The 23,442-nt window shown below is 40.9% G+C and carries 21 protein-coding genes; 9 read left to right on the top strand and 12 right to left on the bottom strand.

What is annotated here, in order from left to right:
- Positions 1-12: 12 nt before the first annotated feature.
- The 11 genes from ABID99_RS21810 to ABID99_RS21760 form a co-directional block, all read right to left on the bottom strand.
- The gene (locus ABID99_RS21810; RefSeq protein WP_373615094.1) at positions 13-1,008 is read right to left on the bottom strand and encodes an STELLO glycosyltransferase family protein; all 996 of its coding nucleotides are present in this window, start codon (positions 1,006-1,008) and stop codon (positions 13-15) included.
- On the bottom strand, positions 996-1,913 hold the full coding sequence (locus ABID99_RS21805) for a hypothetical protein (RefSeq protein WP_176625123.1): 918 nt from the start codon (positions 1,911-1,913) through the stop codon (positions 996-998). Before ABID99_RS21805 ends, ABID99_RS21810 begins: the two co-directional genes overlap by 13 nt.
- A 21-nt stretch (positions 1,914-1,934) precedes the next feature.
- Positions 1,935-2,483 (bottom strand): hypothetical protein, encoded by a 549-nt coding sequence (locus ABID99_RS21800; protein ID WP_373615093.1) that lies wholly within the window; start codon positions 2,481-2,483, stop codon positions 1,935-1,937.
- Positions 2,476-3,006, bottom strand: coding sequence for a hypothetical protein (locus ABID99_RS21795; RefSeq protein WP_188834428.1), 531 nt, complete (start codon positions 3,004-3,006; stop codon positions 2,476-2,478). The genes ABID99_RS21800 and ABID99_RS21795 overlap by 8 nt, the downstream gene beginning before the upstream one ends.
- A 98-nt stretch (positions 3,007-3,104) precedes the next feature.
- Positions 3,105-4,370 carry a polysaccharide ABC transporter ATP-binding protein gene (locus ABID99_RS21790; protein ID WP_373615092.1) on the bottom strand — a complete coding sequence of 422 codons (1,266 nt, stop codon included), beginning with the start codon at positions 4,368-4,370 and terminating at the stop codon, positions 3,105-3,107.
- Positions 4,371-5,234: an ABC transporter permease gene (locus ABID99_RS21785; protein ID WP_176625115.1), complete on the bottom strand. Its 864-nt coding sequence runs from the start codon at positions 5,232-5,234 to the stop codon at positions 4,371-4,373.
- On the bottom strand, positions 5,227-6,348 hold the full coding sequence (locus ABID99_RS21780) for a glycosyltransferase family 4 protein (protein WP_176625113.1): 1,122 nt from the start codon (positions 6,346-6,348) through the stop codon (positions 5,227-5,229). Before ABID99_RS21780 ends, ABID99_RS21785 begins: the two co-directional genes overlap by 8 nt.
- On the bottom strand, positions 6,338-8,125 hold the full coding sequence (gene asnB, locus ABID99_RS21775; protein WP_176625111.1) for an asparagine synthase (glutamine-hydrolyzing): 1,788 nt from the start codon (positions 8,123-8,125) through the stop codon (positions 6,338-6,340). Before asnB ends, ABID99_RS21780 begins: the two co-directional genes overlap by 11 nt.
- 160 nt (positions 8,126-8,285) lie before the next feature.
- Complete coding sequence (locus ABID99_RS21770; protein ID WP_090529947.1) at positions 8,286-8,783, bottom strand: UpxY family transcription antiterminator; 498 nt, start codon at positions 8,781-8,783, stop codon at positions 8,286-8,288.
- Positions 8,784-8,819: 36 nt separating this feature from the next.
- Entirely contained in the window at positions 8,820-11,240 is a 2,421-nt protein-coding gene (locus ABID99_RS21765) for a tyrosine-protein kinase family protein (protein ID WP_090529945.1), read from the bottom strand.
- Positions 11,241-12,023, bottom strand: coding sequence for a polysaccharide biosynthesis/export family protein (locus ABID99_RS21760; protein ID WP_090529941.1), 783 nt, complete (start codon positions 12,021-12,023; stop codon positions 11,241-11,243).
- 106 nt (positions 12,024-12,129) lie between these two features.
- Between ABID99_RS21760 and ABID99_RS21755 the strand changes: the two genes are divergently transcribed.
- The 7 genes from ABID99_RS21755 to ABID99_RS21725 all read left to right on the top strand — a co-directional run bounded on the left by ABID99_RS21755 (position 12,130) and on the right by ABID99_RS21725 (position 19,380).
- On the top strand, positions 12,130-12,867 hold the full coding sequence (locus ABID99_RS21755) for a glycosyltransferase family 2 protein (protein ID WP_373615091.1): 738 nt from the start codon (positions 12,130-12,132) through the stop codon (positions 12,865-12,867).
- Positions 12,868-12,946: 79 nt separating this feature from the next.
- Positions 12,947-14,050 carry an MraY family glycosyltransferase gene (locus ABID99_RS21750; RefSeq protein WP_090529935.1) on the top strand — a complete coding sequence of 368 codons (1,104 nt, stop codon included), beginning with the start codon at positions 12,947-12,949 and terminating at the stop codon, positions 14,048-14,050.
- A gap of 92 nt (positions 14,051-14,142) precedes the next feature.
- Positions 14,143-15,150, top strand: coding sequence for a type I glyceraldehyde-3-phosphate dehydrogenase (gene gap / locus ABID99_RS21745; protein WP_188834424.1), 1,008 nt, complete (start codon positions 14,143-14,145; stop codon positions 15,148-15,150).
- A gap of 124 nt (positions 15,151-15,274) precedes the next feature.
- Positions 15,275-15,709, top strand: a complete 435-nt coding sequence (locus ABID99_RS21740) for a GNAT family N-acetyltransferase (RefSeq protein ID WP_188834423.1) — start codon at positions 15,275-15,277, stop codon at positions 15,707-15,709.
- 101 nt (positions 15,710-15,810) lie between these two features.
- On the top strand, positions 15,811-17,001 hold the full coding sequence (pgk, locus tag ABID99_RS21735; protein WP_090531276.1) for a phosphoglycerate kinase: 1,191 nt from the start codon (positions 15,811-15,813) through the stop codon (positions 16,999-17,001).
- Between the two features lie 137 nt (positions 17,002-17,138).
- The gene (locus ABID99_RS21730) at positions 17,139-18,854 is read left to right on the top strand and encodes a GMC oxidoreductase (protein WP_188834422.1); all 1,716 of its coding nucleotides are present in this window, start codon (positions 17,139-17,141) and stop codon (positions 18,852-18,854) included.
- 94 nt (positions 18,855-18,948) lie between these two features.
- The gene (locus ABID99_RS21725) at positions 18,949-19,380 is read left to right on the top strand and encodes a GNAT family N-acetyltransferase (protein ID WP_188834421.1); all 432 of its coding nucleotides are present in this window, start codon (positions 18,949-18,951) and stop codon (positions 19,378-19,380) included.
- A 44-nt stretch (positions 19,381-19,424) separates the two neighbouring features.
- On the opposite strand, the gene ABID99_RS21720 is transcribed toward ABID99_RS21725, so the two are convergent.
- Positions 19,425-20,654 (bottom strand): endo-beta-N-acetylglucosaminidase H, encoded by a 1,230-nt coding sequence (locus ABID99_RS21720; protein ID WP_188834420.1) that lies wholly within the window; start codon positions 20,652-20,654, stop codon positions 19,425-19,427.
- A 390-nt stretch (positions 20,655-21,044) separates the two neighbouring features.
- On the opposite strand from ABID99_RS21720, the gene ABID99_RS21715 reads away from it, so the two are divergent.
- Together ABID99_RS21715 and ABID99_RS21710 are read left to right on the top strand one after the other, a co-directional pair.
- Positions 21,045-22,916 (top strand): CocE/NonD family hydrolase, encoded by a 1,872-nt coding sequence (locus ABID99_RS21715; RefSeq protein ID WP_373615090.1) that lies wholly within the window; start codon positions 21,045-21,047, stop codon positions 22,914-22,916.
- A gap of 98 nt (positions 22,917-23,014) precedes the next feature.
- Positions 23,015-23,440, top strand: coding sequence for a hypothetical protein (locus tag ABID99_RS21710; protein WP_373615089.1), 426 nt, complete (start codon positions 23,015-23,017; stop codon positions 23,438-23,440).
- The last annotated feature ends 2 nt before the right edge of the window (positions 23,441-23,442 follow it).

The raw sequence follows: 23,442 nt of genomic DNA, 5'->3' as shown, positions 1-23,442 counted from the left end.
GACTTGATTGTTTTATTGGAGCGATGTGATGTCTGCGAGCCAGCTTTCCAGTGTAATTATTTCCTTTTCGCAAACTATATTATTTTCTAACAATGCTTTATATGCATTCAGCAGATTAACCTCAATGGTATTATCCGCAGATATAACAGTAGTTACTAAATCCACTATTTTACTACAATGCTGGTACATGGGTATCTCTGATGTGAAATCATCCATATAATTATGCAGGTTTCTTTTTTGCACAACCGTGGCATTGATAAAACCAAGCTGATAACCATAAAGCCACATAATTGGCTGTGCCACTAAACCACGAAGAATATCCGTAAAGCGGAATGTTACATATGTTGGAAGATAAAGCAACGCAAATAACTCTTTCCGTATTATGGTATTTTGAGTGTTAAACGGACAAACCGTTCCACGGTTTAAAACAATGGGTGGCTTGTCATCAAAATAGCAGGGGGTATTATCTGTTAAGCGGTAAATCGCGTCTACATCAGGGTCTTCATCAGCTAAGCCCTGCCAGATTCCAACGTTACAATTCTGTCTTGAAGTAAATTTTTCAATTTGAAAATCGGTATTGATAAGGTCGAGCGGGAGCCCGCGGGGCCATATTTTTTGTTTTGTATAGTATTGGTAAATATTAACAAATCCTGCAGGCCCGTCTATCATGTCAAATTCACTCTCAAATACCGGAAAGTCCCAATTCTCCTTTGGGTAATTGTCATCATCGATATCAATTATATATGCTGCTTTTTGCCCAATGGCCGCCAGGTAACCGAGCATTTTACGGCAATAATGGTTAAAGGGCAGCACTTTTGATAATTGATATGGTAATGTTTCCTGCCGGTCGACAGAAAGATATTCAACATTATCACAGTGCCAATCTTTGGGCGACTTTTTGTCGCCAACTACTATCAGGTGATAATCGGACAGTTTTGAAAAAGAAACGACGGCCTCTGTTGGTTCAAATATTGATGTTATTACAATTGCTTTTTTTAGGCTTTCCATTTAGAAAGTTTAATGGGATGGATGTAAAGTAAATTTTCCGGGAAATTATTTACAAGATCGGTAAGGCTATTGTTGTATTTATCGAGTATGGTATAATCTTGAGCTGTCCACAATGGGAAACCTTTTAAGTTAAGGTCCGTTTCGGTAACGATTTCATTTGCCGATAATACTAACGAGGTAGGCAAACCAACCTCCACAAACAATTTAGTTACGGCTGTTATGCCGCAATAATGACTAAATTGTTTGATGGTATCGGCACTTATAATAAACACATCTGAATAACCACCAACCACAGGATACCGAAGATGGTGTTGTTGTTTAGTGATCAGGTTTTTTAAATAGCGCAATACTTCCCGCAGTGGCATTGTAAACCAGTCTTTCAGTGTTTTTGGGGCGTCCCAAATTTGCCTGAAATTCAAAGGCCCTACCGATAAACCAAACTTATTGAATATAGCTAAAGCGGTGTTGTAATCGGGAAGAAAGCTTTTCGCTTCAACACCACTCAATTCTATGTTATAATTAAAGCCATCGGCCACCCTTTCCCAACGCTTGTTTAGGTCGGTTTCATGCAGGTTGATAAGCTCAGGGATGAAACATGTGCCGGCTTTTAGTTTAAAAAAGCCCGCATAGTTGTTCTCATTTATTGCGGGGTTCAACAGCAGATCATCTGCAACGAAAAAATAGTGATCATATTTATCGTCAAAAAAAGAACCCAAGCTCTGGGTAACATATCCCTGAAAGTAGAATGAGTTTTCATAAACAGAAATTACATTGGATAAATCGCCGGTATAAAAAGGAACCAAATGGTAGATGTTGGTAAATCTATTATGATAAATTTTTTCTAAAACAGGTATGTTTTTATTGTACTGGTGGTTGTAAATAATTATCAAGGCAACCTTACTCATTTGGGCTAATGTGTTTAATAATTAATGTTTTGGCAACATCATAGAAAGCAATTGCTGCTTCTTGGTACTGTTTAGTACAAACCTGTTAAGCATATCATGGTTACAAGCTGTAATTTCTTTGTTTATAAGAGCCTGCTCCCGGCTGATATTTATAATCAGGGCCGTTAGTTCATCAAGCGTGTGACAGTAGGTGATTAAGTCATTGTGCTCATTTTTAAGCGACTTATCAACGTTATAAAAAATTGTCTTAAATCCGTTTTTGATACTTTCCAGACCTGAGTAGCCGGTAAATTCACCAATTGTGAAGTTGATAAAATATCCGCTTTTTATTTCGTCATTTAGTTCATTCATCGGGATAGACCTTTCTGTAAACGCGATGTTTGAAGAGACATTAAGACGGCTGGCCGTATCAAGAATGTTTTGGTAAACTTTCGGGCTATATACGGTACCTATAAATAGTATATGAACATCAGTGATCCCGTTATTTTTTAACAAGTGCAATGTTTCTAACAGATCGGGAAAATAATTCTTATCATCAGAGATGCGTGATACGACGTTTAAATTAATCATTCAAAAAAAGCGGGAATAAAACCCTTTTGCATTTAAATACATCATTCCCGTAATGGCTGTCGAGTTCATTTTCCTGGTATTGATTGATGCAAACCAGCGTATCATTGGGATTATCGAAGTAGCTTTCGGGATAGTTGTAAGCACCCTGTGCTGCATTGGTTACATGCCAATAAAACCGGTTACTATGATTAATGAAATCTTTTGCCCTGTAAATGTTATGCAAACCGATGACATGAACACTATCATATACACTATTGGCAAAATATTTTAACCTAAGCGACCAGTACATTGACCTTAGCATTTTTAAAGGAGCCCTGAAGTTTCGTATGGTGCTGAGCCTGGTTCGTACTACTTTTATTTTCTTTTGCTTAAATATCGGATCGTAGTATTCCCTGATGTAGTTATCAATTATAAGAACGGTTGGGGCAATGTTATTTTTCTGGGCGAAAACAGCCAATTCATAGACGAGCTTTTCGGCACCGCCTATAACCAGATGGCCATTTACAATTAAAATTTTACGCATTGCAAAGGAGGGGAGTTGTTTTCTTCAATGAAAGAAAGGTTCCCCCGATCGTCTAAAAACTTGGGTAATTGTATGATGCGCGGGCCTTCCATATGCTGTTATGCCTGGTAACTGATATCAAAATCAAGTTTAGGGTGAATTACACCCGGAGCTAAAGCACTGTTACTCCCCTTGCTTTCATTTTCAACCTCAAACCCGATAAAGTCATCAGCACCGAATAACAGGTAGCGCTGATTTTCACCGAAAATTAACTTGAATGAATAATTACCGGCATTCAACAGGTTTGGCGGGATAGTACACTTAACCGTATACAAGCCGGTTTTTGAATCGTTATTGGTTGATATAAGTACGCCATTATGAAATACAGGAATCTCATCGCTGTTTTTTAACTCAAATGTGGCATCGAGGTTAATGCCTGCCTTTTGATTAAAAAAGATCATCTCAAAGCTAACACCTGTCGAAATGGAAATACTGTCGCCCGTAAGCGGGCGGATAATAAATTTAAGCACCCTTATATTTTCATTTCCCGGCGCTGAGCTTAGATCACCATGATGCTCAAATGTTGCCCGGGTATTATTATTGGTTTGATAAAAGCTAACGGCTTCAAGCTGGCGGTTTTCATATATTAGCTGTCCGTTGGCAAGTACAATGCCCCGGTTACATAATGTTTTCACAGCGGCCATATTGTGGCTCACAAACAAAACCGTGCGCCCTTCGCTTTTGCTCACCTGTCCCATTTTACCGAGACATTTTTTCTGAAACTCGGCATCGCCAACTGCCAGTACTTCATCTACTATCAAAATTTCGCTTTCAAGGTGCGCAGCCACCGCAAAGGCCAACCGTACATACATTCCCGACGAGTAACGCTTAACCGGCGTATCGATGTATCTTTCAACCCCCGAAAAGCTCACGATCTCATCAAACTTTTGTTTGATCTCGGCCTTGCGCATCCCCAGTATGGCACCATTGAGATAAATATTTTCCCGCCCGCTCAGTTCCGGGTGGAAACCTGTGCCTACTTCAAGTAAACTGGCTATCCGGCCCTTTAGTTTTACCGAGCCGGTAGTAGGAGAGGTAACACGGCTTAAAATTTTAAGCAGGGTGCTTTTACCTGCTCCGTTGCGGCCTATAATGCCAACAGCATCGCCCTGTTCAACTTCAAAATTAATATCGTTCAAGCTCCATACCACATCACTTTCGCCTTTGATGGTACGATCATTCACTTCGCCTATTTTTAAAAAAGGATCTTCCTTACCCCGCAGACGTGCCCAAAAGCGCTCCAGGTCGCGGGAGATAGTGCCCGTACCAAAATCGCCTAGTTGGTAGGCTTTTGATAAGTTTTCAACTTTTATTGCCTTACTCATTTATACAGTATCAACAAAAGTTTTTTCAACCTTATTAAATATTACTATGCCTGTAAGCAGTATTACAATAGTACTAACGATACTGTAAGCTAACAGCTCCCAGTTAAAGCTTCCTTTGCCTAAAAAGCCATACCTGAACGTTTCAATTATGGCCGTAATGGGGTTAAACTTAATAAGCCAGCTGTATTTAGGATATTTAGCCTGTGCCACCGATAAAGGGTATATAACCGTTGTTGCATACATTAAAAGTGGTACGCCAAAGGCCACTATAAACGCTATATCCCTGTATTTTGTGGTAACAGCCGATATGATCATACCTAAGCCTAAACCCAATGATGCTATCATGATAATGAGTAATGGCAGCAGCAAGGCTGCTATATTGGGAATAATATGTTCGCCCTTTAAGATAAATATGATGTACAGGATTATGAAAAGTAGAAACTGAACCGCGAAACGGATCAAGTTTGAAAGCACAATACTTAAGGGCATAATAAGTCTTGGAAAATATACCTTGCCAAGTATACCGGCATTATCTTTAAAAACAGTTGACGTTTTGTTCAGGCAATCGGCAAAATAGTTCCAAATGATGGTGCCGGCCAGGTAAAAAAGTGGCTTGGGCAGGCCATCAACCGGGATGCCGGCCAAATTGCCAAATATCAGGGTATAAAACAGGATAGTAATAACCGGCTGAATAAAAAACCACACCGGGCCCAAAATGGTTTGCTTATAAAAGGAAATAAAATCGCGCCTAACGAGTAGCACAAGCAAGTCGCGGTAATGCCACACCTCTTTAAGCTTAAGGTCGAGCAAGCTGCCTTTCGCATTTATTTCGATGTCCCATTTTTCAGGATGCAAATCAGTCATTTATCAGCTGCTCAAGTTTGGTCATATAATCGCGCTCGTTAAAATGGCTTAAACATTTTTCCTGTAAGCTTTTGCGGGTATCAGCAGCTAAGTGTTTTTGCAAATGCTTTGTTATTGCTTTGTTAAGTTCGGTAAGGTTGTCCGGGTCAATGGCTTCTCCCAGTTCGCCGTTCCGGATGGCGTCAATACTACCATCGGCATTGCCACAAATAACGGGTAAGCCGCAGGCAAGGGCTTCAATAAATACAATGCCAAAGCCCTCCTTTTTGCTTGGTAAAACAAACAGGTCGGCCAGCAGGAAATAGTCGGTAAGTTCGGCTTCATCAATAAAGCCGGTTAAAATTACCTGTTCCCTTACATCATGCGCCGCTATTAATTCTTTTATACGGATGTGTTCCTGCTCATCATATTTGCCCGAAAGTATATATTTTATTTGCGGGAATTTTGACTTAAGGCTCCCCAGAGCATTAATTACCTGGTCATACCCTTTGTATAGCTCGGTAGATGCCATGCGTGTTAACGAAAATATGATAAAATCATCGTGGTTTAAACCATAACTGCGCAACAGTTTTTGTGGCTTCGTGAAGATATTGGGCAAACGCATAAAAGGGTCAATGGCATTATTCAGGACAATGCATTTATCTGCATTCAGGTTATGCCTTTTTATCATTTGCTGTTTGGTATAATTACTTACACAAATTACGCTGTCGCAGTGTTTAAGCATCAGGCGCTTTAAAAACGAAAGTGGACGCCAAACCTCAATACCGTGTACTACAAGCCATAGCCGGCATTTAGGGTTAATCAGTTTAATTAACAGGCCAATGATAGCCAGGTTAATATGACTTAATATAGCAACATGGGGCTTTGCGGAATGGCCAATGGTTTCTAAAACAAAACCTGCCCGGTTTATGCCAAACCCTTTGAAATTTGCAGAAGGTAAATATTGCGCCATCAGGTCATCCTGCTTATCATAAGCCGACCAAAGCTCAAAATTCCAATTGTTTTTTAAGGCAGCACGATGCAAGGAATGACCAAGTGTGCGTGTCATTTTCTGGATGCCGCCGGTAGTGCTAAATGTTTGTAAAGTAAAAAGAATTACATTTTTAGCCATCATTTTGAACCTGGTACAAGGCGAAAGCCTTTGACCAATGAATGCTGTCGTTTTTAAACTGTTTTATAGCATTTTGTGCCGCTTTCCCTTTGTAATTATCAGTATCGCTAATTAGCTGGTGCTCCTTCATCCATTTTTGTAAGGGGAATGTGAAACCCATTTTAGGCCTGTTCCAAACCTCGGGCGGAATAAGGTTGTCGAAACTTTCAATAAGAAGTTTTTTCGGCTGGCGTTTATTAAATCTGATGGCTGGTGCGATATTCCGGGCTGCACGATTAAAATCTTCATCCAAAAACGGAACTCTGACTTCAAGACCATGGTTCATGCTCATTATGTCGGTATCCCTAAGCAATTGGTTTTGCATGTAGAAATGCGTTTCAAACCATTCTGCATGCTCGTTATTATAACCGTGTGGTGCGGGCGACAAAGCTGCGCCGAACAATACATCATTAATATGATCAATGCTTGTATCCAGTAAAGCAGAAACATCAGCCAATGAAAATAATCCACGCAAAGCCAGGTAATCAGCTACGGGATGGTTAACAGCGAGGAATGCCAATCTCTTATAATGATCAGGCAAAAAATGACCGGATATTTTTAACATCCATGATGGCAGTTTACGCAGATAGCCAAGATATTTTATGCGGTTAAATGAGGGATAACCTCCAAAAAGTTCATCGGCGCCCACACCTGATAATACGGCCTTCAAACCATCGTCATGGGCATATTTACTAATAAACCAGCTGTTAATGCCATCAGTGGTAGGCATATCCATAGCACCAATAATTTGCGAAAAAACCGCTTCAAAATCTGATTGTTTTACCAGGTGTGAAAAGTTTTGGCCATTTATTTTATTGTTAATGATGTTTTGATAGCTGCGTTCATCATAACTTTTTTCATCAAAAAATATAGAAATGGTTTTAAGTTGCTCTTTTTTTTGCCGATTGGCCAGGAGTGTGAGCAGGCTTGAATCAATCCCCCCGCTTAAAAATACACCTATGGGTGCATCGGCAATTAATTGCCTTTTCACACCCAGACTAAGTGCATTGTAGATTATCCGATGCGCTTCATTTTTATCGGTTATTACACTTTGCAAACCATCAATATGATATCTGCTTAAAGTATACCCCGCGCTCCTGTGGTCCCAGCATAAAAAATGTCCTTTGGGCAAGCTGAATACATTTTTTAATGTGGTATAGGGTTCAGGAATATGGCCAAATGCCAGTAGCCTTACCGGCCAGTCCGGATCTTTTTCGATATTCAGTCCCGACTGTTTAAATGCCCGTACTTCAGATGCAAAACAAAGCTCGTTGTTTGCAGCCGAATAATATAGCGGTTTTATACCGGTGGTATCACGTACAAGGTAAGTCAGGGCTTTGCCAACATCATATAAGGCAAAAGCAAACATACCCCTGAACCTTGCAAAAGCCGCGGTGCCCCAATTAAGATAGGCCTGGAGTATAACTTCGGTATCGGTGCCTGACTTAAATTGTGCTCCTGATCTTAGCAATTCCTGTCTTAATTCGGGGTAATTGTAAATTTCGCCATTGAAGGTGATCCATGCATTTTGACCTACATCTGCCATGGGCTGATGCCCGTTGCTGCTGAGGTCAATAATTGATAACCTGCGGTGACCGAAAACAAGGCTGGCTTTTTCATCTTCAAATATGCCCTCATCATCCGGCCCCCCATGCTGTAACGCGCGGCACATTAATTTTACGCTATTCCTGATCTCGTTTTGGGATATTTTTTCAGAAACGATTCCTGCTATACGGCACATTGTTCATTAAATTTCATAGCTTCGCCCCGTAAGTTACATTGATATCTTGTAACTAATTAGTTATTAATTACTTGTGTTGCAGGGCACAAGCTGTCTATTTATTGAATTTTCGGCGCAAATAATGAAATATTATCTGTTGTCCAAAACAATTCCTTTTATTTTAAAACCGCTCAATGAGCGATGCAGCAACATTAACGATAATGGAGTAACCAATACTTTCCAGTCGTAATATCAGTTGTTTTTGCGATCTGCGTGATACAACTTCGCCTGTCATGCCCTTTAGTGCACCTGCTCTGATGATAATCTTCTCGCCCGGCTGCAGGTCTTCCTCTGTTACCTCCAGTTCATATGGACTTGCCATGAGTAATTTAAGTTCATGGATCTGCTTATCAGGCATAACTGCAGGCTTGCCCGAAAAATAAAGGAACCGCGCAATACCTTTGGTCATTAACACTTCGGCCTGCTCTTGTTCGGCAATATTTACAAACAGGTATGATTTTAACAATGGTTCCTCAACCCATTTTCTGCGGTCGCTCCATTGTTTAAGCTGACGGTGCAGTGGCAGGTAAACATTAATGCCTTTGCTCACTAATGCATCATATGCCTTTTTTTCGGCTCGTGGGTTGGTGTAAACCGGATACCATTTGTTTACTGCCATATTGATTTTAGTAACAATCTTTTTAAATAAACAAGCTTATTTAAACCATCGTTTTAAATTCCACCATTTTTTCTTTTCATCATCAAGATAATAGCCCGAACCTTCGTAGCCGCTGTAATCTGAATAATAGTAATATCGTGTGCCTGTATTTTCGCCGGTAAATTTGGTAGTGTAATATCTTGAATGCAGCAAATCTTCTTCGAATGCATTTAAAATTATCACGGTATTATCGAGGTGATATTCCTGCGCTATGCGCTGTGGCACAGTTGCGGCATAATATTTTGATTTGCCTGACCGGATCACAAAAACATTGATGTCACTTATCCTGATAAGCGGTATAGCATCTGATACCAGTCCGATCGGAGCGGTATCAATCATCACTATATCATACATCGTTTTAAGTGTTTCAATTAAAGCGTTCATCCTTTTGCTGTGTAGTAGCTCTGATGGGTTAGGCGGTACGGGCCCCGACACTATAAAATCAAGGTTTTCCTGTTCAGAGTGATGAATGATATCATCAATTTCAGTTTGGTGTGCAAGGTAATTGGTCAAGCCAATATCATTGGCCACATGAAAAGTTTTATGCAGCCTTGAACGACGTAAATCGGCTCCTATTAATATTACTTTTTTATCAATAAGTGAAAGTGTGCTTGACAAATTTACGGCAACAAATGATTTGCCTTCGCCGGCTACTTCCGAGGTTATACAAATAACTTTGCTTGCTTTTTCTGACGAAAGGAAGCTAAGATTAGTACGTACAGAACGGACCGATTCGGCAAAAATTGATTTGGGTTTGCTGATAGCAAGGATTTGTTCGCTGCTTTCGTCAAGGGCATACGGAAATTTTCGGATAACGCCCAGGATAGGTATGCTGGTTAGACTTTCAATGGTTTCCTTATCATAAATATAGGGGTTTAATATCCTGATGAGAATGATAAGCCCCAGGCCTATAGCCAGACCTAATATAGTAGCAGTACGGTGGATATTATGTTCATTGGGCGAAACTGGATTAAAGTTTGGCTGAGCCAGCTCAATAATAGTTGCACCAGGCAAAATCCCGGCACGGCTGATCTGCGCTTCCAGTTTTTTTTCGGACAGAAAAGAGTATACCTTATCATTAATATCAAAATCACGCTGCAGGCTCACCATATCACGCTGGGCGGCAGGCAATGCCGCTATAGTTGAGTTAACCTGGCCAAGTTGATTATCAAGATATTGAATGTTTTTTTCAATGCCAGCCCGGATCTGTTTTATATTGTTTAAAGCGGTGTTTTTAATTTGGATAATGCTTTGGTTAATGTTTTGAATAGGCTGCGAATCGGCATTATAGGTAGTTAATAAACTTGCCCGTTCCGTAATCAGGTTGTCCAGGCGGCTTACCATAACTTCTAACGATGGTAGATTAGCGCTGCCTACATTAAAGTTTAAAGTTACATTGTTTTTTTCCTTGGCTATTTCGCTGCTAAGCTGGTCGAGTGCTATTAATTGTATTTTTAGTAACGATTTGTTTGATTCAAGCTCGGTTGCCTTGGTTACAGAAGTAGTTGATGCGGATGTAACGTCAAGGATCTTGGATTTTTTCCTGTATTTTTCTATCGAGTTTTCAGAGCCTTTTACTTCAGTCGACAGATAATCCAGCTGACTGTCAATAAAATCGATCATTTGTGAAGCTGACTGCGCCTTTTGGTTCCGGTCAAAAATCACATAATTGTTCATGATCGCATTAAGTACATCCGCTGCAAACTGCGGATTGGAATCTGTTTGCTGAATGGCAATTATATTTGAGTTTTTTGCTGTTTCGCCAGCATATAAATTACCCTGTACCCGGCCGATAAAATCTTCGGGGATATTGAACTTAAATAAATAAATTGTTTTGGATGGAATTAACCCCGGGTATTTAATTCTGAAACTGGTATTGCCAATGGTTACAATATCGCCGTATTTGTAGTTGTTTTGAATCTCCTTACCGTTTATGCTATAGGTAAGATTGAAGTTTTGAGCACTGATCGGCTTAAAAGTTATCAGGCTATGGAAAAAATTAAGGCTATCAAACTTTACCAGAGTAATACCGAGAGGCTTTTGCGGATAGGTTTCGGAGGTACGTACCCTGCCCGAGATATAAAAGCTGATACGATAGTCGAGGTCTTTTATTGCTGTTAGGATGAGGGTACGGCTGGTTAATACTGAAGTTATACTCTGAATTTTTGACGGGCCGCGTTCGGGCGTGGTCATTACACTGATAATGTCAGAAATCTCTGATTTTTTTTCTTCTACCTTAAGCGTCCCCCCGGTAGCATATGTTTTAGGTGTATACCATAAATAAGTGTACGAGATAGCTGATGTAATAACAACGGATGCCAATATCCAGTACCAGCGGCTGAGTAGTATTTTGCCGATCTTAAAATAGTCAATTTCCTGGTTGGGCAGCTTTCTTTGTACTTTTTCTAACTCTTCCATTTACCGATGAGAAAGCGTAAAAATAATTAAGGCAGTATTAAGCAACAGTAAAACCGGCTGCGTTATTACCGAAAGGTTTTGCAATTTATCATTGCGTATGGTGCGCTTGTTTTGTGCTATATAAATAACATCTCCACTTTGAAGTATAGCACGGGGATCATTTATTGATTGGATATCCCGCAGGTTAATTTCAGTAACCTGGGGATTTTTTTGATCGCCTCTTATTATTTTTACATTTGCTTCATTAGCCTTATCTGTCAGGCCTCCTGCTTCTCCAATCATTTCAACTAAAGTGGTCCTGTCTTTTGTTAACGTATAATTTCCCTGCCCTTTTATTTCGCCAAGCATGGTAACCTTTAGGTTAATTATCTTTAGTTCAATGATGGGGTCTTTCAACAGGTTTGTACGGTAAAGCCCCTCAATTTGTTTTGCTGCTTCTGGCCTGGTAAGGCCTGCAACTTTTACATGGCCGATAACAGGCAGCGCAACAGTGCCGTCGTCTTCAACCTGGAACGTTTGTCCGGCAGTGCCTCCTCCTCCCCCTCCTCCCGCATTAGTGGAAGGCGCTTCATCTACTATATATTTTATGCTTTGCAGGTTCCTGATCTGTAATATATCCTGTGCTTTAATGCGGTACGGGCTTATTGCGACATCGCTTGCTTTTGATATGGTATCAGTAACATTATTCTTTTGTTCAAAAAGATATTGATATTGTTTGCTTGAGCAGGAGGTTAACAAAAAAAGTATTCCAGTAATTAAGCAGATAAATGTATAGTTGCGCATGTTCAGCTATAAAGTTCCAAGTTATATTTAATATAATTAGGCTTCAAAGTCAAAATTACATAATTTCGGGGTATTAATACGTTGTATTTTTCCCAAAGTTGCAAGGTTGAAGATCTCGGTTATCACTGTTGTTTACAATGCCCAGGATACTATTAAAAGATGTATCGAATCTGTTATCGGCCAGAATTACAACAACATTGAGTATATTATAATTGATGGCGGCTCAACAGATAATTCCCTGCAAATAATTAACCAATATAAATCGCACATCAAAGTTTTGATATCTGAGCCTGACCAGGGCATTTATGATGCAATTAATAAGGGGATCCGTTTAGCAACAGGCGAAATAATAGGTATACTTAACGCCGATGATTTTTTTGCAGACCTGGAAGTTTTATCAGCAGTGGCACAGGCTTTTTCAAACAGTGATACAGAAATCATTTACGGAAACCTTGATTATATAAATTCTGCAGGTAAAATCACCCGTAAATGGAAAAGTCACAAATGTGGAAAAAATTCCTTTAACCGTGGTTTTATGCCCCCACACCCTACCTTTTACTGTAGACGCTATTTGTTTGAAAAACACGGCTTTTACAGTCTTGAATACGGTTCTGCAGGCGATTATGAATTAATGGCGAGGTTTCTGCATAAATGGCAGGTAAGGAGCTTTTATCTTAACAAAGTTATGGTTAAAATGCAGGTAGGGGGTATAAGCAACAGCAATTTAATGAGCAGGTTTAAGGCGTGGTCATTTGATTTGAAAGCGATGCGTAAAAATAATGTGTTTTTACCCGTTTTGGCAATTGTGCTGAAGCCCCTTAGGAAAATTTCACAATTTCTTTAATCTTTAGTTAACCTTTTGTGTTTCCTGTCGTATAAGTATTTATAAATGAATAAGCCGGTCACTAACACATTTATAGCATATGCTTGAATTTCTACGCTCTTATCATTTTGTTTATAATGTGCTAATAGTTGTATTTTCAACACTTATTACATTATTATGTATCCCTTCAATATTACATGTTGCGCGTGCCCGCCATTTATATGATGATGTTGGCCATTTCAGGAAACAACATGATCATGGTATTCCCCGCTTAGGAGGTGTTGCTATTTTTGTAAGCTTTACTATTACAGTTTTGTTATTCAGTATTATCGACAAATCGTTGCCGATTAGTTACCTGCTTACCGCATGTATTATTTTGTTTGCAATGGGGCTGAAGGATGATCTTTCGGGGGTTAATTCAAGTACCAAATTCATGATCCAGTTTGTGGTTGCCGCCATACTTGTTATCCCCGGAGATATCCGGATCAGCAGCATGTATGGGGTGTTTGATATTGCATCGCTGCCATATATCCCCAGTGTAATATTGTCAATACTTGTTATTATGCTTATCATCAATTCTTTTAACCTTATTGACGGTATTGATGGGTTGGCTGCAACTACCGGGATTATTGCCAACAGCGCTTTTGCGGCGCTTTTTATTTATATGAACCAGTACGAGCTTGCAGCAATTTCACTTGCCATGGTTGGGGCGGTGGTTGGTTTTTTGCGTTTTAACGTAACTCCTGCTAAAATATTTATGGGCGATACCGGCGCCCTACTCATTGGCCTGGTATCGGCAGTAATGGCTATTAAATTTATTGAGTTAAGTAAAGTTTCGACGGTCAAACTGCCTTTCATATATACAGCACCGGCATTAATCGTAGCGATACTTATAGGTCCTGTTTTTGACACGCTAAGGGTTTTTACTATCCGGATCTTAAACAAAAAATCCCCTTTTGATGCAGACCGCAACCATATCCACCACCGTATGTTAAAAATGGGTTTAACGCATCTGCAAACTACTTTTGTTTTAGGATGCCTGAACCTTGTTTCGATAGTAATGGTGCTGGTATTTAATAATTTAAATAACTCCTGGCTTATTGTTCTTATATTTTTATTGTCGATATCCTTTAACGGGATGATCACTTATTTTATCCGTTCAAAAAAAGGCGAAGCCCTGGTAGTCCGGAATTTTAGCGACTAATAACCAATTGTAACCTGCAAGTAGTAATACCGTAAATAAGCAAATTAACCATCCATCTTCATTAACTTTGATGCTTTATTTATCAGCATACCATGAAGATAGCTATAAACGGGTTTGGTCGCATTGGCCGCATATTTTTAAGGAATATTTTATTACATCCCGAAATACGGGTGGTAGCTATAAATGATCTTACCGATACGCAAACCCTCGCGCATTTATTTAAGTATGACTCTGTTCATCGAGGGTTTAAGGGTACGGTGAGTTTTGATGATAACAATCTTGTTATTAACGGTAACTGTATACGGGTATTTGCCGAGCGCGACCCTTTTAACCTGCCCTGGAAGGCTCTGGATATTGATATCGTAATAGAGTCAACCGGTAAATTTACTTCCAAACAGGGTGCTGAGGCTCATTTAACCGCCGGGGCACGGCAGGTTATCATATCTGCACCATCAACCGATAAAAATGTACCAACTGTAGTGCTTGGCGTAAACGACCAGGAGGTTGACCTACAATCTCCTGTGCTGTCAAACGCATCATGTACAACTAATAATGTTGCCGCAATGGTAAAAATATTAGATGAAAACTGGGGCATCATTGATGGTTACATTACCACCGTTCACTCTATGACAGGCGATCAAAGCCTGCATGACGCACCTCATAAAGATCTTAGGCGGGCAAGGGCTGCATCGGCTTCTATTATACCCACCACTACGGGGGCTGCTAAAGCAATAACAGCTATATTCCCTCATTTGGACGGCCGTTTGGGCGGAGCAGGGATTCGTGTACCGGTACTTAACGGTTCATTAACTGATTTTACCTGCAGCCTCAAAAAGCAGCCAACCATAACTCAAATTAATGAAGCATTTAAACAAGCTGCCAACGGGCCAATGAAAAATGTACTTGAATACACTGAAGACCCCATTGTGTCAACTGATATATTGGATAATCCGCACAGCTGCATTTTTGATGCGCAGCTAACGTCAATAGTGGGTGGCCTTGTAAAAGTTGTTGGCTGGTATGATAATGAAATGGGATACAGCAGCCGGCTGGCCGATTTGGTAGTACGAATAGCCGAACTTAAAAAACAGCCTGCCTAAACAATAGTATAAGTTATTTTCTGTATAATTTTGAGTAGCGCCCGGTATACGCGAAATAAGCGTTGCTGCTTTAATTTAATGGAATTAAAATTTCCTGTTCCATGAATTTTTTCAATTTTGCTGCATGATCAGGTTTGTAAAAGTTGATGAGCTGCTGCATCTACGTAATGAGGTACTGCGCGAAGGCAGGCTCACTCTTGATGAATGCCGTTTCCCGTCAGATGATAATGAAGGCAATTTTCACCTTGGCTATTTTGTTAATGATGAACTGGCTTGTATTGCTTCGTTTCACCCGCAAAGTTATGGCGAATTTAACGGTACAGGATACCAGCTCAGGGGTATGGCCACTATCGAAAAATATAGAGGGCAGGGCTTCGGCAATCAGTTGGTTAACTTTGCTTTGGTATACCTGCGAGGGCATAAGGCCGATTATCTGTGGTGCAATGCCCGTAAAAAAGCAGTGCACTTTTATAACAACCTTGGTTTTGAGGTCGTTTTGCCCGAATTTGAGGTGCCGGGCATTGGTCCTCATTATGTAATGTATGTTAAAATAAGATGAAATTTTGGCCGATTAAAACAGCTTTTTTCGTTTTTCGTTCAGTATTTTGAATTAAAATGCCCAATTTGCGCCCGTTCATAACAAATGACCCTTTAATAGATATGAAAACAGTAGATCAAATTAGTTTTGCAGGTAAAAAAGCCCTCATCAGGGTTGATTTTAACGTGCCTCTTGACGAGAATTACAATATTACCGACGATAACCGTATGACGGCAGCTTTGCCAACCATAAAAAAAATATTGAAAGATGGTGGCAAAGTTATTCTGATGTCGCACTTAGGCAGACCGAAAGATGGTCCTACAGAAAAATATTCATTAAAACATATCGTATCTCATTTGTCTGATCTGCTTGGTCAGCAGGTACAGTTTGCTGATGATTGTATCGGCGAGCAGGCTGTTGAAAAAGCGAAAGCGCTTGGTAACGGCGAGGTTTTATTATTAGAAAACCTTCGTTTTTATAAAGAAGAAGAGAAAGGTGATGTTGCCTTTGCCGAAAAATTATCAAAATTAGGTGATGTATATGTGAACGATGCATTCGGTACCGCTCACCGAGCGCACGCTTCAACCGCTATCATCGCTCAGTTTTTCCCTGACGCCAAATACTTTGGCTACCTGATGGCAGCCGAATTAAACAATGCTGAAAAGATCCTGAACAACGCACCTAAGCCATTTACAGCTATTATGGGCGGTTCGAAGGTATCGGATAAAATAGAGCTTATTGAAAAATTGCTTGAAAAAGTGGATAACCTGATTATTGGTGGTGGCATGGCTTATACATTTGCTAAAGCTGATGGTGGTAACATTGGTACCTCACTGGTTGAGATGGACAAGCTTGATCTGGCAATCAGCCTAAGGCAAAAAGCTAAAGAAAAAGGTGTAAACCTGTTATTGCCTTTAGATAACATCATTGCCGATGCATTTTCAAATGATGCTAACACGGATGTTGCCAAAACCGGCGAAATAAAAGATAACTGGATGGGTCTTGATATCGGCCCGGAAACGGTTGCTTTATTTAGCAAGGTGGTTGAAGAATCAAAAACCATTTTATGGAACGGCCCGATGGGGGTTTTTGAAATGGAGAAATTTTTAGGCGGAACCAAAGCCATTGCCGAAGCTGTGGCCAAAGCTACTGAAAACGGTGCCTTCTCGCTGATAGGTGGTGGTGATTCTGCCGCTGCGGTAGCCAAATTTGGCATGACCGATGAAGTAAGCTACGTATCAACCGGCGGCGGTGCTTTGCTTGAATACATGGAAGGTAAAGAATTGCCAGGTGTAAAAGCAATCAACGACTAATAAGGATTAAAACAGACAAAAAAAGCTCCGGTAACGGGGCTTTTTTTGTTTAAATCCGTTGCTGATCAATTTATTCCCTGATAATTATCTTAACTTCAAATTGAGTTTTGCATTGTTGTTTAAGCCAATTATGAAATATGATCAACATTAATTCGGGAGGAGAGGCTCAACACACGTTTGACGCCATTGTGATTGGATCGGGTATCAGCGGCGGATGGGCTGCCAAAGAGCTGTGCGAAAAAGGGCTGAAAACATTGGTACTGGAACGTGGCCGGAATGTTACACATTTAAGGGATTATCCAACAGCTACTAAAAATCCCTGGGATTTCCCTCATCGCGGGCATTTACCTGAAGCTATAAAAAATGAAAATCCGATAGCTGAAAAGTGTTACGCATTTAGCGAGGCTACAACTCATTTTTTTGTTAAAGATAAAGAACACCCGTATGTTCAGGAAAAGCCGTTCGACTGGATTCGCGGGTACCAGGTGGGAGGGAAATCATTGCTGTGGGCCAGGCAAACCCAGCGCTGGAGCAAGTTTGATTTTGAGGGCCCGGCAAGAGATGGCTTTGCTACAGCATGGCCTATAAGTTACAACGATATTGCACCATGGTATAGTCATGTAGAGTTATTTGCCGGCATTGCCGGTAACAAGGATGGATTGGAAACGCTGCCGGATGGCGAGTTTTTACCGCCATGGGAAATGAATGTGGTTGAAAAGCAGATTCAAAAAAGAATAATGGATGCATACCATGACAGGCATGTTGTTATTGGCAGGTGCGCGCATTTAACCAAACCGCAACCAGTTCATTTACAACAGGGCCGGGGGCAATGCCAGGCCAGGAGTTTATGTGAGCGCGGTTGTCCGTTTGGGGGTTACTTTAGCTCTAATTCATCAACCTTGCCATGGGCGGCCAAAACGGGGAATCTTACCCTCCGGCCCGATGCCGTAGTACATTCAATTATTTACGATGAAAAAAAGGGAAAGGCAACAGGTGTCAGGGTAATAGATGCACACACTAAATCGGTTACCGAATATTATGCCCGTATTATTTTTGTAAACGCAGCTACGTTAAACTCTAACCTTATTTTACTCAATTCAAAATCAGGCAGGTTTCCAAACGGTTTAGGAAACGATAATGATTTGCTTGGCAGGTATATTGCATTTCATAATTATCGCGGATCGTTAACGGCAACCATTGATGGTTACCTGGATACCTATTATTATGGCCGGAGGCCTGCTGCGGTTATGATGCCAAATTTCAGAAATGTTTACAAGCAGGAAACCGACTTTTTAAGAGGGTATATGACGTTTTATAGCGCTACAAGGAGCAGTTGGGGGCATGCTGTTGATGGCGATCAGATTGGGGCTAACTATAAGGAAAATATCTCCGAACCGGGCAACTGGAATGTATATATGATGATGCAGGGCGAAACCATTCCCAAGGCCGAAAATAGGGTGAGCCTGAGTAAAGACCGAACAGATGAATGGGGAATACCGTTACTGTCAGTTTCGGTAGATTATGATGATAATGATGTAAAATCCCTAAATGATTTTTTGCAGCAGGGTGCTGAGATGCTTGATAAGGCTGGATGTAAAAATATCACCCCTAATGATAGCAAACAGGCGCCTGGTTTAGATATCCACGAAGTTGGAGGGGTAAGGATGGGAACCAATCCCAAAAACTCGTTGCTAAATAAATGGAACCAGCTGCATGAATGTCCTAATGTGTTTGTAACCGATGGAGCTTGTATGACATCTACCGGCACTCAAAATCCTTCTTTAACTTTCATGGCCCTTACTGTGAGGGCTGCAAATTATGCTGTTGATGAATTGCGGAAAAATAATATTTAGTGCTTGGCTTTCTGTTAAGCCTATTGACAGATTACTTATCGGGTTTTCAGATAGATTGGATGATTGATAAATAGTATTTTCGCAGATATTGAAATTGGTTAGTCTACATATCCGGAGTTTTGAAGAGAAAGACCGCCAAAAACTTAGTGAAATCTATCTGCTTTGCCGGATCCAGACTTTTTACTGGACAGACAGCTCCTTGTTTACGTTGAATGACTTTGACGCTCACACACGTGATGAAGATATATGGGTAGCCGAATATGATGATCAGATAGCAGGCTTTATGGCAGTATGGCCTCCCGATGCTTTTATTCATCATTTGTATATCGACGCCAGATACAGGGGAAAAGGTACTGGGAAAGCACTGCTTGCTTTAGCAGCTCAAACTTACCCAACTCCGCTTAGTTTAAAATGTCTCATTAAAAACGAGGCAGCGGTTCAATTTTATCGGGCTTTAAATTGGGAAGTGAGAGATAGCGGCACTGACAGCCTTGGAGATTATTACGTAATGCAGCAAAGTATATAATAAGTAATGAGCGTTCCCAATATGGAAACGCTCATTTTATTTAATTATTGAATTTTAACCGAAGTCACCACATCATTTGCATTTGGAAATAGGGTGGTAAAATTAGCTGTGTTTGATGTTCGTGTCCAGGATGTACCGGTAGAGTTATCGTTTGCATACATCGTCACTGTCCAACCGGTTGGGATCTTTACCGACGAAGCCCAGTTATCTACAAAGCCATAAGCCTGCAATTGTGCCAGGGTATAAGTGCCCTTAGGTATGGCACTCGTTACTGTACCGCCGTAATTGATGTCCTGGTAAAAAGTTATCCCTGTAGTACTGGTTCCCGTATATACAGTGGACTTGCCGTATAACGCGTTTGATACACTCGAAAGGTAAGTATGTACGTCGCTATTAGGCAAATTGTAATACAGATAGATGCCATAATTGTTATTTACAGTTTGGGTTGCCAGTGATGCTGCTGTTGATGAACTGGTACTTTGAATATCAATAGCGGCCGGGCCAAGGTTGGCTGCGGTTAATCCCGGAACATTTGGAACAGAATAAGTGCCATAAATAGCGTTCCAGCTATAGTTAACTTTTGAGCCTACCGTTACACCATTGTAGCTCAGCCGTGACGCAGCCGGGCCATAAAAGTAAAACGAAATTATTTTGGTAGGCATCAGGTTACGTAAGGCAGTAACAAGGTAAACAAATGAGCTGTCGTTTGGCTGACCGGTACCATTGGTGCCATAGTCGGCATATTCATCGTCAAAGTCAATACCGTCCAGGCCGTAAGTGGTAACGGCGTTGCTTAATTGCTGAGCAAAATCATTTGCGGCAGCCTGAGATGGAAAATTAGAGATCCCCGCGCCCTGGTGATTGCCCAAAATAGATAACAATACCTTAATACCTTTAGCCTGCAGGCTTTGAATATAAGTGGCTTTATTGTTGAGTACGTTGGTTACTTGCGGGTTAAAGTACAGCACTGCTTTTTGCGTGCCGGTGTCATAGTTGATGTTGGCCGCAAATATAATAGCAATATCAAAAAGCTGCTCCCCGGTTGAAAGGGTATAATTACCCACATTGCGGATATCATTATTATTTACCTCCACATAGCAAACACCCTTAGGCCCGGCCACGCCTATGGCATTGGTGCTTAACTTTGACGGAGTGTTGCCGGCATCAGTAGGCAGTGCCGCTTTTTCTTTTTTACAGGCGGATGTGAGGAGTACAACTGCGCCGAATAAGGCGGTTAGTGTTTTTGTAAGTGGTAGATTAAAGTTTGTTCTCATAATTGGTGTGTTTGTTAAATTGTTTATAAAAAGATAAATTGTTTTAGCATAACTGGTTTGCATAAAGCCGGCCCATGGCATAGCCAGGGGATAGTCACTATCTCAAAAAAAAACTGTTTAAATATTTTAGGTTGCCGGGCGCTTAGGTCCTCGCTCCGGTATTATTTGGTTCAAAGTAATAGACCATTAAACGTGTATAATCGCCTACAGGTTTTAATTATTATTTTATAAAAATATTACTATGGTTAATAAATGTGCTTATTACACTTAATTTTAACTATAACAAAAACCTTTGTTCTGTAACAAAAAAGAGGCTTTTTGTAAATTGCCGTATGGTTAGTTGTCCTTTTTATTTTATTCGGCTACATTTGATTGACTGACAAAAATTTTATGAAGAAAAATTTACTTTTCATTTTCTGCCTTTTGCTTTCGGCATCAGGCCTGTACGCGCAGCCCAAAGCGCCGGATGCTGATTACATTAAAGCCAATTACCAGAAATATGAATACCAGATCCCAATGAGGGATGGTAAAAAGCTGTTTACCTCGGTATATGTACCTAAGGACCAGTCAAAAAAATATCCTTTTATGATGGACAGGACCCCGTATAGCGTAGCGCCCTATGGTACAGAACTGTATAAAGGCAGCCTTGGGCCATCATCATTATTCGCTCACGATGGGTACATCTTTGTTTACCAGGATGTACGTGGCCGTTGGATGAGTGAAGGTATTTACGAAGAAATGACCCCCGAAAAGGAAGATCATAAAACCAATAAAGATGTTGATGAAGGCACGGATACTTACGATACTATCGACTGGTTACTGAAAAACATCCCCAATAACAATGGCAAGGTTGGTGTGTGGGGTATTTCGTATCCGGGCTTTTATACCACAACAGCTTTGTTAAGCCGTCACCCGGCCCTGGTAGCCGCATCGCCGCAGGCTCCAATTGCCGACCTGTATCGCGATGACGCATTTCATAACGGTGCCTTTATGCTGGTAGCAAACTTTGGTTTTTATCCGGGCTTTACCAACAGGCAGGACGATAAACCAACCCAGCGCCGTGGCAAAGGCTTTGACGCAGGCACCGAAGATGGGTATGACTTTTTCCTGAAGATGGGATCGGTAAAAAATTCAAACACTAAATACTATAAGGATACTATCCGTTTATGGAACGAAATGCTTGATCACCCTAACTACGATCAGCATTGGAAAGACCGTAATGTGCTTTATCATTTGCATGATATAAAAACAGCGGTACTGGTAACCGGCGGCTGGTACGATGCCGAAGATTTATACGGAGCTATCAATACCTATAAAACGCTGGTTAAAGAAAATCCTAAAACCCCGGTTTACTTTACCATGGGCCCTTGGGTGCACGGGGGCTGGGCACGAGGTGACGGGGATCACCTGGGCGATGTGGGGTTCGGCGGCCCTACAGGCCCTTTCTACCGTGAAAAAATTGAGTTCGCCTTTTTTAGCCACTATTTAAAAGGTACTGCTGACTTTGACCTGAAGCCGGTATCAACGTTTGAAACCGGTGTTAATCAGTGGAAAACCTATAACACCTGGCCTCCAAAAGAAGCTACAGAAAAAAATCTATACCTGCTTCCCGGTGGCAAGTTGTCTTTCGCAGCCCCTGTAGCAGTTGCAAATACTTTTGATGAGTTTATATCCGACCCTAACAAACCGGTACCTTTCATCAATAGTATTGATATGGATATGAAGCGCGAATACATGACCGCCGATCAGCGTTTTGCATCGCAACGTCCGGATGTGCTTACTTACGAAACTGATATTTTAGATAAGGATGTAACCATCGCAGGTAATATCTGGACCAATCTTAAAGTATCAACTACTGGCACAGATGCTGATTGGGTGGTTAAAGTGATTGATGTTTATCCCGACTCTACCAAAAATACCAAATGGGCTGGCAAGGAGGTGTACCTGAGTGGCTACCAGCAAATGGTACGCAGCGAGGCCATGCGCGGCAAGTTCCGCAACGGTTTTGATAAGCCCGAACCTTTTGTGCCTGGAAAAGTAACGCCGGTAAATTTTGAATTACAGGATGTGCTGCACACCTTCAAAAAAGGGCACCGCATGATGGTTCAGGTGCAAAGTACCTGGTTCCCGCTTATCGACAGGAATACACAGCAGTTTCAGGATATCATGAAAGCTAAGGATACCGATTTTAAAAAAGCTACGCATAAGGTTTACACCTCCAAAACAAACCCTAGTTACTTAAAGGTTAGGGTTATGGAATAAAATACTTGCAATGCAAGCACGACAGCCTCATGTATTTACATGGGGCTGTCGCATTTTATACCATAATGTCGTAAAGGTTATTAATTAAACCTATAGCCATGTATAAATATATCATCCTTTTTATGATAGCTTCAGTCTTATTGGGCTGTAAAAAACATAATCAGCAAACCGGCTGTCCAAGCCAGGCCTGCACGCTGAACTTCGCATCGCTATATGTAAATTTTGTTGATAAGGATGGTCAAATGGCATTTGGAAAAGATGTAAAGGTTGTAAATCTACGTACCAAACAAACCATAATAGCTAAAGGAAACCCGGGGCCTCCTTCAACAACTGTAGGCCCGCATTTGTATACCATCGCTACAGATAATAATAAAAATGAGTTCTCGACCGAAGGCGATGACGTGGAGCTTACTGTAACCAATATCCAAACAGATGCCACCCAAACCGCGCTGTTTAAAATTTCGGGTGGATGTAATTGCCATATAGCTAAAGTATCCGGTCCGGCTACTATAGTACTTAATTAATA

It is taken from the genome of Mucilaginibacter sp. OAE612, from assembly GCF_041806395.1.
In the GTDB taxonomy this organism is placed as follows: Bacteria; Bacteroidota; Bacteroidia; order Sphingobacteriales; family Sphingobacteriaceae; genus Mucilaginibacter; species Mucilaginibacter rubeus.
This window is presented reverse-complemented; position numbering and strand designations above follow the sequence as displayed.

Coding starts and splice junctions, on each gene's coding strand:
- pgk (WP_090531276.1), top strand. CDS start 15,811: ATGAAAACAGTAGATCAAATTAGTTTTGCAGGTAAAAAAGCCCTCATC.
- ABID99_RS21710 (WP_373615089.1), top strand. CDS start 23,015: ATGTATAAATATATCATCCTTTTTATGATAGCTTCAGTCTTATTGGGC.
- ABID99_RS21715 (WP_373615090.1), top strand. CDS start 21,045: ATGAAGAAAAATTTACTTTTCATTTTCTGCCTTTTGCTTTCGGCATCA.
- ABID99_RS21740 (WP_188834423.1), top strand. CDS start 15,275: ATGATCAGGTTTGTAAAAGTTGATGAGCTGCTGCATCTACGTAATGAG.
- ABID99_RS21760 (WP_090529941.1), bottom strand. CDS start 12,023: ATGCGCAACTATACATTTATCTGCTTAATTACTGGAATACTTTTTTTG.
- ABID99_RS21795 (WP_188834428.1), bottom strand. CDS start 3,006: ATGCGTAAAATTTTAATTGTAAATGGCCATCTGGTTATAGGCGGTGCC.
- ABID99_RS21810 (WP_373615094.1), bottom strand. CDS start 1,008: ATGGAAAGCCTAAAAAAAGCAATTGTAATAACATCAATATTTGAACCA.
- ABID99_RS21720 (WP_188834420.1), bottom strand. CDS start 20,654: ATGAGAACAAACTTTAATCTACCACTTACAAAAACACTAACCGCCTTA.
- ABID99_RS21780 (WP_176625113.1), bottom strand. CDS start 6,348: ATGATGGCTAAAAATGTAATTCTTTTTACTTTACAAACATTTAGCACT.
- ABID99_RS21770 (WP_090529947.1), bottom strand. CDS start 8,783: ATGGCAGTAAACAAATGGTATCCGGTTTACACCAACCCACGAGCCGAA.
- ABID99_RS21805 (WP_176625123.1), bottom strand. CDS start 1,913: ATGAGTAAGGTTGCCTTGATAATTATTTACAACCACCAGTACAATAAA.
- ABID99_RS21785 (WP_176625115.1), bottom strand. CDS start 5,234: ATGACTGATTTGCATCCTGAAAAATGGGACATCGAAATAAATGCGAAA.
- gap (WP_188834424.1), top strand. CDS start 14,143: ATGAAGATAGCTATAAACGGGTTTGGTCGCATTGGCCGCATATTTTTA.
- ABID99_RS21790 (WP_373615092.1), bottom strand. CDS start 4,370: ATGAGTAAGGCAATAAAAGTTGAAAACTTATCAAAAGCCTACCAACTA.
- ABID99_RS21765 (WP_090529945.1), bottom strand. CDS start 11,240: ATGGAAGAGTTAGAAAAAGTACAAAGAAAGCTGCCCAACCAGGAAATT.
- ABID99_RS21800 (WP_373615093.1), bottom strand. CDS start 2,483: ATGATTAATTTAAACGTCGTATCACGCATCTCTGATGATAAGAATTAT.
- asnB (WP_176625111.1), bottom strand. CDS start 8,125: ATGTGCCGTATAGCAGGAATCGTTTCTGAAAAAATATCCCAAAACGAG.
- ABID99_RS21730 (WP_188834422.1), top strand. CDS start 17,139: ATGATCAACATTAATTCGGGAGGAGAGGCTCAACACACGTTTGACGCC.
- ABID99_RS21750 (WP_090529935.1), top strand. CDS start 12,947: ATGCTTGAATTTCTACGCTCTTATCATTTTGTTTATAATGTGCTAATA.